Source organism: Paraburkholderia sp. GAS82 (assembly GCF_050436285.1).
GTDB lineage: Bacteria > Pseudomonadota > Gammaproteobacteria > Burkholderiales > Burkholderiaceae > Paraburkholderia > Paraburkholderia phenazinium_B.
On record NZ_JBNDLX010000001.1, the window covers coordinates 1,103,082 to 1,118,467 of the forward strand.

Here is a 15,386-nt window from a genome sequence, read left to right on the forward strand (position 1 = left end):
GTATCTGCGCTTCCCTCTGCATTCCCCGGCGCCAGGGCGACAGGGGGCGTCACCAGCAGGACGGCTTTACCGATGCCAGCCAGCCCACCTTGTAAGGCCGCAGATCGAAAGTCACCGTCGTGACGCACTATGGTGGTCAGATATGCACGAAACCGGTCGCGCAAGGCGGTCTCGAATGCCGTTTCTCGCTGCCGCTTGCATAGGCGGCCGGCGTGGCGTTACTCGTGGTGCGCGCCTGGTTGGGTGGATTGGCCACGTCGATCGAAAACTCAAAGGTCGAGCACCAGTACGGCCGATTTCGAGCGCGATACGCAGCAGCAGATCACCTTGCCGCTTGCGCGCTCCGCTTTGCTAAGACAATGGTCACGATGCTCCGGCTCGCCGCTCGCGACGTCGACCATGCAGGTGCCGCAGATGCCTTCACCGCACGACGTTTCCACTTCGATGCCGATTTCCGCCAACGCGTCGACGATCGACGTAGATGCATCGACACGCACGGTAGCGCCGCTGCTTGCAATCCTGACCTCGAACGTGTCAAGGCCGCTTTCGACATTGTCGGCGGCCACAGGCGCTGCGAAGCGTTCCAGATGAACCGCGTCCTCGCTCAGGCGAGTTGAGCCGATCTCGACCACGCGGTCCATGAACGGCGCGGGCCCGCAAGTGTAGAGATGCGTGCCTTCGCGGACGTCGGCGATACATGAGCTCAACACCGCATCCAGTTTGTCACGTTCGACGCCGAAGTGAAACTGCACGTGACCGGCAAATGGTGCGCTCGACAGGAGGCGCAGGAAGGCGGCGTGCTGCTCGCTGCGCGCGAAGTAGTGCAGGACGAACGGGGCATGCTGCCGGACTAGCTGATACGCCATGCTGAGCAAAGGCGTGATACCGATGCCCGCCGCGATCAACACATGGTCGCTGGCGTCGGGACATAACTGGAAAAGATTGCGCGGAGCGCCGATCGTCAGTTCGTTACCGACCTTGACGTCGTCGTGCAGTGAGCGGGAACCCCCTCGCGACTGCGTCTCGCGCTTGACCGCAAAAGTGTGCACATCGTGCCGCGCGGGGTCGCCGCACAGCGAGTACTGGCGTGTGACGCCGGCAGGGCTCATCACATCGATATGCGCGCCGGGTTCGTAGCGATCGAACGGCAGGCCGTCGATACGCGAGACGCTAAACGAGCGGATGTCGCTTGCTTCGTCGTGAACGGCGTCGACCCGAACGCTGAGTGTGGTTGTTTCCATGGTCTTGCTGGGCGCTTGAGGCGAGAAGTAAGCAGGTCGCACGCAACGCTGCATGCGGTAGTTCGGCAAGCGTAGGGCTATCTGGCGAATCAGGCAAATCGATTAAAAATTGGTTGTTAAATAAGTGCGATGGATATTAAGCGTCAGGGAGGGACACGCAATACTCTCGCATTCCTGATATCTGTCGGCCTAATAACTTGAAATATTTTCGATCGATTTGACCGATATATACGGTGCCTCCACACTGGGTGCACCTTGAATCTGAAGCGATGCTGTCCGGAAGATATGCGCAATGTCTTCAGCAGTACTGTTGCTTTTCCCTAAGGGGATAAAGGATTTACCAGGGGGAGGGTGTGCAAGGATGTGTGCGGTAGAGATGAGGCTGAGGTTCGCGAACGCGGATAGTCGCAGTGAAGGCAGCGTGCAGACTCTTGATCACTCGGGTTAGTACTCGTTTGACGGTAGCGAACGTAACCGTCGAGAATGGTCAGATTTACACATTGTCGGGGGTGGCGCCGGTGCTGCAGGAATTGGCAAAGAATATTTGGACCGCTTCGGTTCATCATTCTTTCATCGGTTTGCACCTCGGCACGCGAATGACTGTGATTCGCCTGTCATCGGGCAAGCTGCTGCTGCATTCGCCCGTCGCGCTCCCAGAGCAGCTTCGCAGTGAGATCGACGCGCTCGGGCCAGTCGCGCATATCGTCTGTCCAAACCTGTTTCACCATATGTACGCGTCAGAAGCAGTGGCCACGTATCCACAGGCACTGCTGCATGGTCCAGTCGCCTTGCAACGCAAGCGCCGGGACCTGCGTTTCGGCGCGACGCTGACGGACCAGCCGCATCCCGAGTGGCGTAACGATCTCGAACTGCTGACGATTGAAGGCTCCATGCTCGGCGAGACGGTGTTTTATCACCCGGCAACGCGCACACTAATCACCTGCGATCTGGTCGAGAACTTTCGCGTGTCGCCGCATTGGCTAACGCGCAACTACTTGCGCCTGGGTGGCGTGCTCGGTCACGTCGGCTGGCATCCCCTCCTGCGTCTGGTCTATCGCGACCGCAAGCGGGCTCGCGCCTGTGTGGATCGGCTGCTCGCCTGGCCGTTCGAGCAAGTCGTACTGGCCCATGGCGAGCCGCTGACGGACGATGCTCACGCGCAGGTCCGCGCCGGCTTGGCGTGGCTCTGAACCGGCGTCGCGACCGATTGATTGGAGACCTCCCATGAGCAGATTGCTGCTGGCGATGGCCATCGTGTTCACCGCCGTCGGCGCGGCGACTTCAGCTCGCGCGGACGTGGATTCAGACACGGCCGCCATCACGAATCGGCTGCAGCGTTGGACGGAGGCGTTCAACGCTCGCGATGCTGCAGGGGTCTGCGACCTGTTCGCCCCCGATCTGATTTCGACCGTTCCCGAGGCGCCTGATGGTAGCCGGGACGCGCTCTGCGGGCGGCTAAAGGCTGTGCTGGCAAAACCTGAGTTGCAACTTCACTACGACAGTCCCGATCTTCGCGAGATCATTGTTTCCGGGGATATCGCCATAGTTCGGCTGTTCTGGACACTTACTGCGCAGAAGGGGGGCAAGTCGAGCGTGAGTACCGAAGCGGGGATGGACATTTTCAAACGGCAGCCCGATGGCAAGTGGTCCATTGCCCGGTTCATTTCGTTCAGCGCTACGCCGAACGAAGTGCTTCCGTAAGCAGCCGCTTGCTGCGGCGATGACTTGCCCCAAGTTCAGTTGGTCGATTATGAAATCCGCACCAACCGCTCGCGCACATACCGCGCAAACTCCTGCGCAGCAGGTGGCACGACTGACGGCAGGCGCAGATTAATCGAAAAGTTTGGCAAGCCAGGGAGATCATCGTCGCCACTCAGAATCTCGAGGTCGGCGGGGATGGTCGAGGCGAGCCATGCGGTAACAGCCAGGTCGCTGCGTACGGTGGCGGTGGTGGCCTCGAGGTTGCCGCTCTCGAACACGGTGCGCCATTCGATGCCCTGGTCGCGAAGTGCCGCCAGCACCACCGGCCTGAAGCCACAGGAATCGGCGACCATCGAGATAGGCAGTGGCCGTTTCAGATGCGCGTTTCCGCCGCGCGCGCCGACCCACACGAGCTGCTCGACGCGCAGGCATTCGCCGCTCGCCACACCAACAGTTTCCTCTACGACCGCGAGATCGAGCGAACCGACGTCCATCGCGTCGCTCAGTTCAGGAGACGTGGCGCACACCAGTGATACCTCGACGTTCGGATAAGCCTCGCCGAACGCCTTGAACACCGGTGGAAAGTGCGTTCCGACCAGATCATACGGAACGCCAACCCTGAGCTTGCCGTACACCGGGTGTGCCGTCATGTCGACCCAGATCTCGTCGTTCATGCCGAGCAGGCGCTTCGCCTTGCCGAGAAAACGTTCGCCGACGGGCGATAGTTCGAGCCGGCGCCCGTCGCGCTCGAACAGGACACAATCGAAGGTTTCCTCCAGCCGCTTGATCTGCTGGCTGACCGCGCCTTGCGTCAGATGAAGGATATTCGCCGCGACCGTCATGCTGCCTGTGTCGGCCACCGTCACGAACGTGCGGACGAGGGTGATGTCGAGATTCCTGTTCATACAGACATTATGTCCCGTAATGGATGGCATCAGTATTCTTCGTTTCACTAATGCCCAGCGGTTGCCTACACTGCGGTCTCATTTAGGGATCGCCATGTCTGCTCTATCGATCGCACCGCTCTTCCTCTTCGTCACCGTCGCCACGATTTCACCGGGCGGCGCGACAACGCTCGCGACTGCGTCGGGCGCACGCTTCGGGTTCGTCCGTTCCACACCTCTGCTCGCGGGCATTGCGGTAGGGCTCGGCGCGTTGGCAGCGGCGGCGGCAGCCGGCCTGGCGGGCATCCTGCTTGCCGCGCCATTCCTGCAGACCGGCATGAAAACCATCGGCTCTGCTTATCTGCTCTGGCTGGCGATAAAAATCGCGCGTAGCGGGGCGCCTGTGACGAATGACGGCGCCGTATTGCCGACTACCTTCATCGGCGGTGCCGGCTTACTTTTGCTCAACCCCAAGGCTTGGGCGATGGCGCTGGGGGCAGCGGCGTCGTTCGCCATGTTGGCAGAAGGGCCAGTGCATCTCGCGGCACTGCTCGGCTGTGCGTTCGTGTTGGCCGCGTCCGTGTCGTTGTGTCTTTGGTGTGCTGCCGGTGTGCTGCTTGCACGGTTATTGAAGACACCGGCGCAATGGCGGCTTTTGAACGTATCAATGGCGATTTTGCTCGCGGTATCGATCATTCCAATGTGGAGATGAAAAAGATGAACACGATGTTGTTTGCCGAATCCTTTGATCTGCTTTCTGCCTTCGATTCGATACACGAGTTCTGGTCGCCGAAGGTCGTGGCACAGGTCAACGACCAATATGTCAAGGTCGCGAAGGTGCGTGGCGAGCTTGCATGGCACAGCCACGACGGCGAGGACGAACTGTTCTATATCGTGCGCGGCAATCTGCGCATGGAGTATGAGAATGGGCGTGTGGTGCCCCTGGCGCGAGGGAACATGCACGTCGTGCCGCGTGGCGTGCTGCACAATCCCGTAGCAGAAGAGGAATGCTGGATCGTCCTGATCGAGTCGGTCACGACACGGCACACGGGCAACGTCACTACGCCACTAACCAGGACGCTCGCGCAGCAGCTGGCTTGAGTCGCTGGGGTTGCGCGGCCGGTCGCGTCGACCGGAGCATAATCCGGCGGCGGCTGATCCTGACGCACGCTCAGCCCAAGCTGTTCAGCAGCGCGCCAAGGCATCAGTCGCTCCTCGATGACAGCCCGGATGACCTGCGACCTATGCATCCGAAGCAGGCACTCCTGCCATGAGCAGAGCCAGCGCGCGGTTGATCCGATCCAGAACGGGTGAAGTCGTCGTGGCCAGTACCAGGCGCGCCAGTTCAGCCAAGATTACTCAGGTTAGCCAGGCTTTGATCGATTCTGCCATTGTAGAGGTCGAAATCCTGTAACGGTCGTGGAGCGTGGGCAGCGCACCGGCAGCGAGGAACGCGTCGGGAAGCCCCACCTGCCTGAATGGGCATGAGACACCCGAGCGCATCAGTTCCGCAGCCACGGCTTCACCCAGACCGCCTATCACGGTGTGATTCTCCGCTACGACGACGAGCCGGCCGGAGCGCCGAGCTTCACGTAGAATTGTCTCTGTGTCGAGCGGCTTGATCGTCGGCACATGAAGAACTCCTACACCGATCCGATCGCTTTCAAGCACCTTGGCTACTTCCAGTGCGCGCATCGTCATGATGCCGGACGAGATGATCAGTACTTCAGCACCGTCGCGCAGCATCTTGGCCTTGCCTAGCTCAAAGGTGTAATCGTACTCGTCGAGTACGGCGGGTACGTTGCCGCGTAACAGGCGCGCATATACCGGTCCTTTGTGCGCTGCCATTGCGGGCACCATTTGCTCGATGTCCAGTGCATCGCATGGATCGATGACGGTTATGTTCGGCATGGCGCGCATCAACGCGAGATCTTCAGCGGCCTGGTGGCTGGGACCGTAGCCCGTCGTCAGCCCAGGCAATGCGCAGACAATCTTCACATCGAGATTGTCTTCGGCGATCGCCTGATGAATGAAGTCATAGGCGCGGCGTGTCGCGAATACCGCGTACGTGGTAACAAACGGTTGCGCACCTTCGTGCGCGAGCCCCGCTGCTGCGCCCATCAGCAACTGCTCCGCCATCCCCATCTGATAGTAGCGCTCAGGAAACGCCTTGCCGAAGATATGCAGGTCCGTATATTTGCCGAGATCGGCCGTCATGCCGATCACGTTTGTCTTCTGCCGGGCCAACTCCACCAGAGCGTGACCGAAAGGCGCCGAACGCGTGACCTGTCCTTCGCCGGCGATTGACGCAATCATCGCTGACGTTTTCAGGCGCGGCTTGTTCATCGTTGCATTGCTCATGCTTTTCTCCCAGCTTCGAGTGCCTGAAGCGCCAATTGCCATTCATGCTCATCGACGCGGATAAAGTGGTTCTTCTCGCGTTGTTCCAGGAACGGCACGCCACATCCCATACGCGTATCGGCGATGATCATGCGAGGTTGTGCAGCAGGGTGCTGACGGGCCGCTTCGAATGCGGCAGCCACGGCGGCGATGTCGTTGCCGTCGACACGCTGCGTGAACCATCCGAACGCCTGCAGTTTTTCGACGAGGGGTTCGAACGACATGATCTGTGTCGAGGGGCCGTCGGCCTGCTGGTTGTTGACGTCGACGATAGCGATCAGGTTGTCGAGTTTCCAGTGCGCTGCGGACATGATGCCTTCCCAGATCGCACCTTCGTCCAGTTCGCCGTCCGAAAACAGCGTGTACACGAACGATTGCGATCCTTTTCGCTTGAGCCCCAGACAACGGCCAACCGCGATGGTCAAGCCGTGGCCGAGCGAGCCACCTGACATCTCCATGCCGGGCGTATAACTGGCCATGCCGGACATTGGCAAACGGCTGTCGTCGCTGCCGTACGTTTCGAGCTCTTCCTGCGGCAGGATACCTGCCTCGAGCAGCGCGGCATACAACGCGATGGCGTAGTGCCCGTTGGACAGCAGGAAGCGATCGCGGTCTTCCCACTCTGGCTCCTCCGGGCGATATCGCATGGCGCCGAAGTAAGCGACGGCCAGCACATCCGCTATGTCGAGCGCTTGCCCGATATAGCCCTGGCCCTGCACTTCACCCATCAACAGTGCATTCCTGCGGATACGATAAGCGTGTTCGGCAAGAGCCGCCGTGGGCACGGTGGACGGACTGTTCATATGGTCTCCTGTGATCAGTCGGAAAGGGGTGGAAAGAGGCTCAGCGGTTCACTGATTTTGCGGGCACCAGGAAGACGAGGCAGGCTCCTAGTGTGATAGCCAGCGAGATGAAGATCAGCCCCGCGGTCGACCTCCCTGTCAGGTCGTTCAGCCAGCCTACGATGGCCGGGGAGAAGAAGCCTGCGAGATTGGCGACGCAGTTCACGGCTGCGATTCCGGCAGCAGCGGACATGCCGCCGAGTAAAGCCGTCGGTAACGACCAGAACTGCGAGGACGACGCCAGGATGCCGGCTGCCGCGATGCTCAGACAGACGATGGATGCCGGCACGCTGCCAAGTGCAGGCAGTACCGCGAAACCTGCGGCGGCAACCAGCATCGGTATCGCGAGATGCAGCCTTCGTTCGCGGCACCGATCCGCGCTCATTCCCACGAGTGGCAGCGCGATGATGGCGCACAGGTAGGGAATCGCGGTGAAGAAGCCTACCCACAGCGGATCGGCCACGCCTGACTTCCGGATGATGGTCGGCAGCCAGAAGGTGAGGCCATACTGGCCCAGCACGACGCAAAAGTAGATTGCCGCCATCAACCACAAACGGCGATCGCCTATGAACGATTTGACTGAAATGTGCGCAATCTTGTGCTGGTTGTCGCTGACGACATTGCGTGCGAGCAGGTTCTTTTCGGACTCCTTTAGCCACTTTGCCTTGGCAATGCTGTCGTCGAGATATAGCAGGATCGCGACACCCAGCACGAGGGATGGCAACGCTTCAAGAAGAAACAGCCACTTCCAGCCAGCAAGAGACAGGGTGCCCTGAAGCGAGTGCATGATCCAACCCGATAGCGGACCACCGATCATGCCGGCGAGGGGAATCGCCATGAAAAACAGCGATAGGGCCTTGGCCCGGCGTGCGGCCGGAAACCAGTAGGTCAAATAGAGGATCACGCCGGGCGCGAAACCAGCCTCCGCGACGCCAAGCAGAAAACGGAGCACGTAGAAGGCCGTCGGCGATTTGACGAAAATGAAGCAGGCGGAGATCGCCGCCCACGTCAGCATGATCCGGGCGAGCCATTTGCGTGCCCCGACGCGATGCAGAACCAGATTGCTCGGCACCTCGAACAGGAAATAGCCGAGAAAGAAGATACCCGCGCCCATGCCGTAGACCGTTTCGCTAAAGCGCAGATCATTGAGCATCTGCAGCTTCGCGAAACCAACATTGACCCGGTCGAGATAGGCGCCGAGATAGCACAACATCAGGAACGGGATGAGCCTCCGGCTGACCTTCGCGTAGGTTCTCGACTCGAAGCTGGTCGAGCTTGTCTGTGGCAGGACATCGTCTGCGACGGGCGAAGCGGTGTACTTCGATTTCATGTTTGTCTCCTTCCATGACCTCGGGTTAGCCCGGGTGCCTGGGATGCAACGTCCCTTTCCGCAAGGGACGCCGTCATCAATGAATAAGCATGCCGCCGTTCACATCGAGCGTGATTCCTGTGAGGTAGGTCGAGAGGTCGCTGACCAGAAAGAGGCATGCGTTAGCCACGTCGGCGGCATCGCCGAGCCGGCCAAGGGGAATCCCCTTGAGAATGTCGACCCGCATTTCCGCGGTGAGCTTGTCACCGGTGATATCTGTCTGGATCAGACCCGGTGTGATCGAGTTGACGCGGATACTGTCGGGACCGAACTCGCGGGCCATCGCGCGTGCAAGACCGAGGACACCCGCCTTCGCGGCGCTGTAGTGCGGCCCGCCAAAAATACCTCCGCCCCGCTGGGCCGAGACCGACGACATGCAAACAATGCTGCCGCTTTTCTGTTCTTTCATGACCGGCAGGACCGCTTGCGACATATAGAGCGTGCCGCGCAGATTGACGTCGACGATGGCATCGAAGCCTTCGGCACTGATATCGAGTGTGCGTACCGGCTGCGTGATGCCGGCGTTATTGATGAGGCCGTTGATGCGGCCATACCGTTCGATCGTCGCCTTCGCGGCTGACAAACACGCGGCCTTATCGGTGACGTCGCAGGCGAGGCCGAGGTGAGGGTCGCCGAGATCGGCCGCGGCCTGCTTTGCGTCTTCTTCGCGCAGGTCGAGGATCACAACGTGCGCGCCCTGTGCAGCGAGGGCCCTGGCGGCTGCTTTGCCGATTCCGCGTGGCGAAGCCGCACCTGTAACGATTACGACCTTGTTCTCGAGCAGCATCGTTGTCTCCTGAGTGTTGATGTGATGGCCGAAGTGTCTACTGCACGGCTGGTCGCATCAACGAGGTACTGCTCAACTGTGCGTGAGAAATTTTCAGGTGACGTGCTGAGGAGCGGGAACCTTGGCGTGACGCCGCATACGCACGGCGTCCGCATTCATCCGGTCGATCCGGGTGCTGGAATACCCTGGTGCTGCAGGAGGAATTCGGGGGCTAGGCGGGACGTTCCATCTGGCCAATCTCCCGCTCGATCCACGCAATGAAGCGCGTGACACGCGGCAGTTCTGCGTTTTGAGGCGGGTACACGAGGTGATGCGCGCCCACTTCAACTGCATGCGTACTGTCGAATACCGGCACGAGCGCGCCTTCCTTGATCCGGACAGACGCGAGCATCAGGCTTTCCAGCGCGATGCCCAATCCAAGCGCAGCCGTCTCCAGCGACATGTAGGACCTGTCGAACGAAAAGTCGAAGGTCTTGTGAGCGGCAGACACACCGGTACGCCCAAACCATTGCTTCCACTGCACGAGCGGCGTCTCTGAGTAGATAAGACGATGCTTCAGCAGATCGTCGGGGGTTTCCACGGGGTTGCTTTCCAGATACCGAGGAGAAGCAAGTGGCGCGATAAATTCGCCACGTAGCGTCTTCACTTCCAGATCTCGCCAGTGGGCATAGCCGTGGCGCAAGTCGATGTCGTAATAGCCGCTCGTGAACGATACGTCTTCATACGAGCAGGCCAGATTCAGCTGGATATCCCCGTTGGCTTTCTGAAACGACTCGAGCCGTGGCAGCAGCCACATGAGCCCGAAGCTTGGACTGGAATGCACTCGCAGAATTTCGACATCGGCACGGCTCGATGCGCGCTCGGTTGCGCGACTAAGGTCCGCGAGCGACCCCGTCACATCGGACAGGTAACGCTCGCCAGTAGGCGTCAGCACAAGGCCGCGGCCGGATCGATAGAAGAGAGGTTGGCCGATGATCGACTCGAGATTGCTGACCTGATGGCTGACCGCCGATGCGGTAAGCCCCAATTCTTCAGACGCGCGGTTGACGCTCTTCGTCCTGGCCACGCTCTCAAAAGCGATGATGGCTTTCACCGGTGGAATGCGCATATTGAATTTATTTCAGATGCAGTTGAATGAAACCGCCTTGTTCGCACGCCATCTGCGCTGCCATTCTGTCAACAAGCCGCACAACCTGGGAGCCACAGCGCTCCCGCTGCTGACCCGGCAATTTACAGGGTGGCGACGCGGCAAACCATACACAGACATTGCGCAGTGCAACAACTGCGTAGGAGACAGCAATGAATTATCCGACTTTCCGGCTGAAAGCGCGATCAGTCGACGCACACATAAGGGACCTTGGCTCCGCGCAACTCGCCCGTTGCTTGACCACTTCGACGATTCCGCCAGCATCCCGCTAACGCGTCCGTTAGCTATACGTACCGCTTATTACCGCTGCGCTGACAACACTCGTCGCAAGACAAACAAAGTGTGCAGCCTCGCGGGGCAATCGCCGCAGGAGACACCCCATGGCAGAGCAACACTACTTGCTGACAGCGCGCTCGATCGTCAAAAGCTTCGGACCCACTAGCGTGCTGAAGGGATTCGATCTTTCGATCGCGCCCGGCGAAGTTCACGCGTTTCTGGGGGGCAACGGCGCGGGCAAATCGACGCTGATCAAGATCATCTCCGGTCAGTTTGAGCGCGACGGTGGTGCGCTTGAATTCGACGGGCAAGCGATCGGTGCATCCGTAGGCGGTCACGTCGCAGCGGGCACGATCGCGGTGGTCAATCAGGAACTGGCGCTTCTGCCGCATCTGTCCGTGGCCGAGAACATCGCCATGCCGCGGCTGCGTCGTGGTACGGCGAAATACAGCGAACGCGCGTCAATGGGCATCGCGATCGAAGCGCTTTCGCTGATCGATCCACACTTCGCGCGCGAATCGGCGGCGAGACCGGTCAGTGGCTTGACGTTGCACGAGCGACAACTGGTGGAGATAGCCCGTGCGCTGGGATCTGGTGCGAAGCTGTTGTTGCTCGACGAGCCCACTGCGAATCTGACCGCTGCGGAAACGGGCCGCCTGTTTTCGGTGATACGCCGGCTGATTGCCGACACCGGCCTCGCCGTGCTGTTCGTATCGCATCGGATGCGCGAGATTCGCCAGATTGCGGACGTCTGCACCATTATCCGTGACGGCAAGACCGCGGTCGACCGCATCGCACTGGATGCGATCACAGACCGTGAGATCGTCGAATGCATGGGGCAAAACGTCGTGGTGGAAGAAGCGCCGGCGAATTTCATAGAGGTGGCGAACCAGCGGAGCTCAAACGAAGCACTGGCGCAAGATGGCGATGACAACGCGCCGGTCGCGCATGCTGCTGCCGGCGGCACGCTTCGCATCGAGCGAGACGGCGTGGCAATTGAAGTTCCGGCCGGCGCAATTATCGGCCTTGCGGGTGCGCCAGTTGGCCCGTCGTCGCTGATCGATGCGCTGACCGGTATCACCCCCGCGGGCGCATGGACTATCACACGAGACGGTACCCGCGTCAGTTATTCGCATCCCTCAGCTGGTGCGCGCGATGGCGTCGGATTCGTGTCGGGGGATCGCTCGAACAAGGGCATCCTCGCCACTCTGCCGATTGTGGACAACCTCGTTGCGGCAGCGCGTGTCGTCAACCGACGCAATGTCGTGGGACGCGCCGAAATTGCACAGAGCGCGCAACTACTCGAAGCGCTGAAGATCCGCGCGGGCTCGCTTTGGGATCTCCCCGCTACCTTGAGCGGCGGCACCCAGCAAAAACTGCTGATTGCCCGCTGGCTGTTGCTGAGTCCGAAGCTGCTGGTGCTCGAGGAGCCGACCCGCGGCGTCGACATCCGCACGAAGCGCGAGATCTACACGCTGATTCGAAAGATGGCGAAGCAGGGAACCACGGTCGTCTGGTGGTCCACCGAATACATCGAGCTGGTCGAACTATGCGACACCGTGCTCGCTTTCGATCTCGACGGTAAGCCAACCGAGGTTCTGCGGCACGCCGACGTCAATGAAACTCAGCTCGCCACCGCAACAGGCATGGCCGCCTAGGCTCGGTTGGTGAAAGAACGATATCTACCTGGAGACAGTCATGAAATCAGTCACTCATTCGATCGCGGAGGGGCACGTGCGGCAAGGCGGCACGGGTCGTCGCCTGTTCTCGGCGTATCGCACCGAGATTGCTATTGCGATTGCGATCATCGTGATCGAACTCGCGGTCGGCATGATCGTCCCGGCGGCACTGTCCGGCGGCAATATATCCAATGTTACGCAAGCGGCCGCACCGCTCGTCATCATGGCATTCGGCGTGCTGCTCGTGATCATTACGGGCGGCATCGATCTGTCAGTGGGTTCGGTGTTTTCGCTTACCGGTATGGTCACCGGTCTTGTCATGGCGCACGGTTACGGTGCGATCGTCAGTAGTCTTGCCGGATTGTCGGTAGGTCTCCTTATCGGCGCCATTAACGGTGCGCTCGTTACATTCGTTGGACTTGCGCCATTCGTCGTAACGCTCAGCACCTATGCGATTGCGGGCAGTCTCTCATTCATCGTGACGGATGGCCATTCGTTGCCCATCTCCAACCCCGACTACTGGCTGCTGAATTCGGGAACGCTGATTCCGGGCCTACCCAATTACGCTTTGTGGTGCGTGCTACTGCTCATCGCCATCGAATTCAGTCTGCGCAAGATCGTCGCGGGCCGGTGGCTGTATGCGATCGGCAGCAGCAGTTCTTCGGCACGCGTCATCGGGATTCCCGTCAATCGCGTACGGCTCGGTGCCTATCTGCTTTCGGGACTGTTCGCTTCGTTCGCAAGCATAGTCAGCGTGTCATACATCAGCAACGCGGAAGCCACAGCAGGGTCGAGCCTGATGTTGCAGGCGATCGCAGCGGTCGTCATTGGCGGTGCGAGTCTCTTTGGCGGCACCGGTTCGGCGATTGGCGCGCTGCTCGGTGCGCTGATGATCACGATCATTCAGAACGGCGCAAACCTCATTGGCGTCAACAGCTTCTGGCAAGGCACCGTGACCGGTGTCGTGATTCTCGTTGCGGTCCTCGTGGACCGCGTAACCAAAGCCCGGCGTTAGGCACGGGTTCACTCACGCTAGCAGTCAAGGAGACAATGATGGATAAGCGCGTGTCAAAATCAGGAAGCGGGTTTTCGGGCAAGCCGCTCGCAAGGTTTATTGCAGCATCGGCACTGACGCTCGCCGCGGGACTCGCGTCGCAGATGTCGGTCGCGCAGGACAAGCAAACCATCGCGTATATCGCGCCGTCGCTGGATATTTCGTACTGGCAATGGGTTGCCTATGGCGTCAAGCAAAGGGCACAGGAGCTGGGCATGAACTACGTGGAGTTCACGTCCGAGAATTCGCCGGCCAGGCAGATGGACAATGTTCGCACCGCATTGACACGCGGAGTCAGCGCAATCGTGATGGGACCGGTCAGTTCGACCAGTACGCCTCCCGTGCTGCGGCTGCTGAAATCAAAGTCCGTGCCGGTGGCATTTGCGGGTATTGGGCCGCAGGCCGGTGAAACTGACTACACGTCAGCTGTGACTGCGAACAACTACGACACCGGCAAAGCCGAGGGTGCGTACGTCTGCAAGCTCGCGAAGGATCGAGGCAGCAACAAGGTGGCGGTGCTATCGTTGCCGCAGGACCGGGAAAATGCGCAGAAATACATGAAGGGCGCCCAGGAGTCGTTCAAGAGCGGCGGCTGTGACGTTGCGCAGGTACTCGAGACCCACGGGCTGACCGTCAACGAGGCAGTCCAGCAGGCCAACGATGTTCTCACGGCGCATCCTGATGTCAAGGCAATCTACGGCATGTATGACGAAGCCGCCACCGGCGCTGCGAAGGCGCTGCAGACGCGCGGCAGCGTCGGCAAGGTAGCGGTGGTCACGGCAGACGGCAGCCCGACGACGATCAAGCTGCTGCGCTATGGGCAGATCCAGGGTATCTACTTGCAGGAGGCCGTAGGACAGGGGATTGATGCAACTACACAGGTCTTCAATGCGCTGAATCACAAGCCGACCACTCAGGAACTGGCGCTCAAGGAGCCCCTCGTGACGAAGGAGACGATTGACCAGCCGGACGCACAGGCAACCGTCAAACGGGTCTATCCGCCGTCAGCGGGTCAATACTAATGCTTCAGCAGGACGCGCCGCGGATCCGTCGCTCGCATTTCGCGAGCGGCGCTTCAACGCCGACCGACCTCATACGGAAGACACCATGGACAATCTGCCCATCATCGACCCGCATCATCATCTTTACGATCTCAGGACCGGTACCTACCCCTGGCTGCAGGGGCCGATGCTCAAGCGCGTATTCGGTGATTACACCGCTATTCGCAAGGACTATCTGATCGACGACTTCCTGGCCGACATCAGGAATCAGAACGTCGTGAAGACGGTTCATCTTCAGGTCGAGTACGATCACAACGACCCGGTCGCGGAAACGCGTTGGCTTCAGAGCGTCGCCGACGTGCACGGCTATCCGCACGGTATCGTCGGATTCGCGGACCTGTCAGCACCGAAAGCGCAGGCCGTGATCGAAGAGCACTGCCAGTATGCGAACGTACGCGGTATTCGCCAATGCCTGAACTTCCACCGCGATCCGGTGAAGACGTTTATCGAGAACCCTCGCCTGATGAGCGATCCACAATGGCGTAAAGGGTATGCGCTGCTCAAACGTCACAATTTGTCGTTCGACCTGCAGCTTTACTACACCCAGATGGAAGATGCGCTGGCGCTGGCGCGCGACTTTCCGGATACACCGATGGTGCTCAACCACACCGGCATGCCGGTTGACCGGACGCCGGAAGAGATCGAGGGCTGGAAGCAGGGCATGAGGTCGCTCGCATCGGCTCAGAATGTTTTCTGCAAGATATCCGGACTGGGGATGGGCGACTGGAAATGGACGGTTGACAGCATCCGCCCATTTGTTCTGCATGCGATCGAGGCGTTCGGTGTGGATCGCTGTATGTTTGCGAGCAATTTCCCGGTCGACAAACTTTTTAGCAGTTACGACGCAGTCTTCGATGCATTCAAGGAGATCACGAAAGAATTCTCTTCCGACGAGCGGCGCGCGCTTTTCCACGACAATGCAGAACGGGTGTACAGGCTCTGAAG

At 59.9% G+C, this 15,386-nt stretch carries 15 protein-coding genes; 8 read left to right on the plus strand and 7 right to left on the minus strand.

Annotation, left to right across the window (positions count from 1 at the left end):
- Positions 1-269: 269 nt before the first annotated feature.
- Positions 270-1,241, minus strand: coding sequence for a PDR/VanB family oxidoreductase (locus P3T17_RS04820; RefSeq protein WP_429405024.1), 972 nt, complete (start codon positions 1,239-1,241; stop codon positions 270-272).
- A gap of 518 nt (positions 1,242-1,759) precedes the next feature.
- Here P3T17_RS04820 and P3T17_RS04825 point away from each other — a divergent pair.
- Together P3T17_RS04825 and P3T17_RS04830 are read left to right on the plus strand one after the other, a co-directional pair.
- Positions 1,760-2,431: a DUF4336 domain-containing protein gene (locus P3T17_RS04825; RefSeq protein WP_429405514.1), complete on the plus strand. Its 672-nt coding sequence runs from the start codon at positions 1,760-1,762 to the stop codon at positions 2,429-2,431.
- 34 nt (positions 2,432-2,465) lie between these two features.
- Positions 2,466-2,942, plus strand: a complete 477-nt coding sequence (locus P3T17_RS04830) for a YybH family protein (protein ID WP_074264556.1) — start codon at positions 2,466-2,468, stop codon at positions 2,940-2,942.
- Positions 2,943-2,989: 47 nt separating this feature from the next.
- On the opposite strand, the gene P3T17_RS04835 is transcribed toward P3T17_RS04830, so the two are convergent.
- Positions 2,990-3,847 (minus strand): LysR family transcriptional regulator, encoded by an 858-nt coding sequence (locus tag P3T17_RS04835; RefSeq protein WP_429405026.1) that lies wholly within the window; start codon positions 3,845-3,847, stop codon positions 2,990-2,992.
- 94 nt (positions 3,848-3,941) lie between these two features.
- Here P3T17_RS04835 and P3T17_RS04840 point away from each other — a divergent pair, with 94 nt between their 5' ends.
- Entirely contained in the window at positions 3,942-4,538 is a 597-nt protein-coding gene (locus P3T17_RS04840; RefSeq protein WP_429405516.1) for a LysE family translocator, read from the plus strand.
- A 5-nt stretch (positions 4,539-4,543) separates the two neighbouring features.
- A complete protein-coding gene (locus P3T17_RS04845; protein ID WP_429405028.1) occupies positions 4,544-4,927 on the plus strand; it encodes a cupin domain-containing protein in 384 nt (127 codons plus the stop codon).
- Positions 4,928-5,185: 258 nt separating this feature from the next.
- Here the strand turns inward: P3T17_RS04845 and P3T17_RS04850 are convergent, their stop codons facing one another.
- The 5 genes from P3T17_RS04850 to P3T17_RS04870 form a co-directional block, all read right to left on the minus strand.
- Positions 5,186-6,187, minus strand: coding sequence for a transketolase family protein (locus P3T17_RS04850; RefSeq protein ID WP_074264559.1), 1,002 nt, complete (start codon positions 6,185-6,187; stop codon positions 5,186-5,188).
- Complete coding sequence (locus tag P3T17_RS04855; RefSeq protein WP_429405030.1) at positions 6,184-7,029, minus strand: transketolase; 846 nt, start codon at positions 7,027-7,029, stop codon at positions 6,184-6,186. Before P3T17_RS04855 ends, P3T17_RS04850 begins: the two co-directional genes overlap by 4 nt.
- Positions 7,030-7,069: 40 nt before the next feature.
- Positions 7,070-8,398 (minus strand): MFS transporter, encoded by a 1,329-nt coding sequence (locus tag P3T17_RS04860; protein ID WP_429405032.1) that lies wholly within the window; start codon positions 8,396-8,398, stop codon positions 7,070-7,072.
- Positions 8,399-8,474: 76 nt separating this feature from the next.
- Entirely contained in the window at positions 8,475-9,224 is a 750-nt protein-coding gene (locus P3T17_RS04865; RefSeq protein WP_429405034.1) for an SDR family NAD(P)-dependent oxidoreductase, read from the minus strand.
- A 211-nt stretch (positions 9,225-9,435) separates the two neighbouring features.
- Complete coding sequence (locus P3T17_RS04870) at positions 9,436-10,332, minus strand: LysR substrate-binding domain-containing protein (protein ID WP_074264563.1); 897 nt, start codon at positions 10,330-10,332, stop codon at positions 9,436-9,438.
- A 419-nt stretch (positions 10,333-10,751) separates the two neighbouring features.
- Between P3T17_RS04870 and P3T17_RS04875 the strand changes: the two genes are divergently transcribed.
- From P3T17_RS04875 to P3T17_RS04890, 4 genes are all read left to right on the plus strand, one after another.
- On the plus strand, positions 10,752-12,305 hold the full coding sequence (locus P3T17_RS04875; protein WP_429405036.1) for an ATP-binding cassette domain-containing protein: 1,554 nt from the start codon (positions 10,752-10,754) through the stop codon (positions 12,303-12,305).
- A 40-nt stretch (positions 12,306-12,345) separates the two neighbouring features.
- The gene (locus tag P3T17_RS04880) at positions 12,346-13,341 is read left to right on the plus strand and encodes an ABC transporter permease (protein WP_074264565.1); all 996 of its coding nucleotides are present in this window, start codon (positions 12,346-12,348) and stop codon (positions 13,339-13,341) included.
- 50 nt (positions 13,342-13,391) lie between these two features.
- Complete coding sequence (locus P3T17_RS04885; protein WP_429405038.1) at positions 13,392-14,402, plus strand: substrate-binding domain-containing protein; 1,011 nt, start codon at positions 13,392-13,394, stop codon at positions 14,400-14,402.
- A gap of 85 nt (positions 14,403-14,487) precedes the next feature.
- Complete coding sequence (locus P3T17_RS04890) at positions 14,488-15,384, plus strand: amidohydrolase family protein (protein ID WP_429405040.1); 897 nt, start codon at positions 14,488-14,490, stop codon at positions 15,382-15,384.
- Positions 15,385-15,386: the final 2 nt, after the last annotated feature.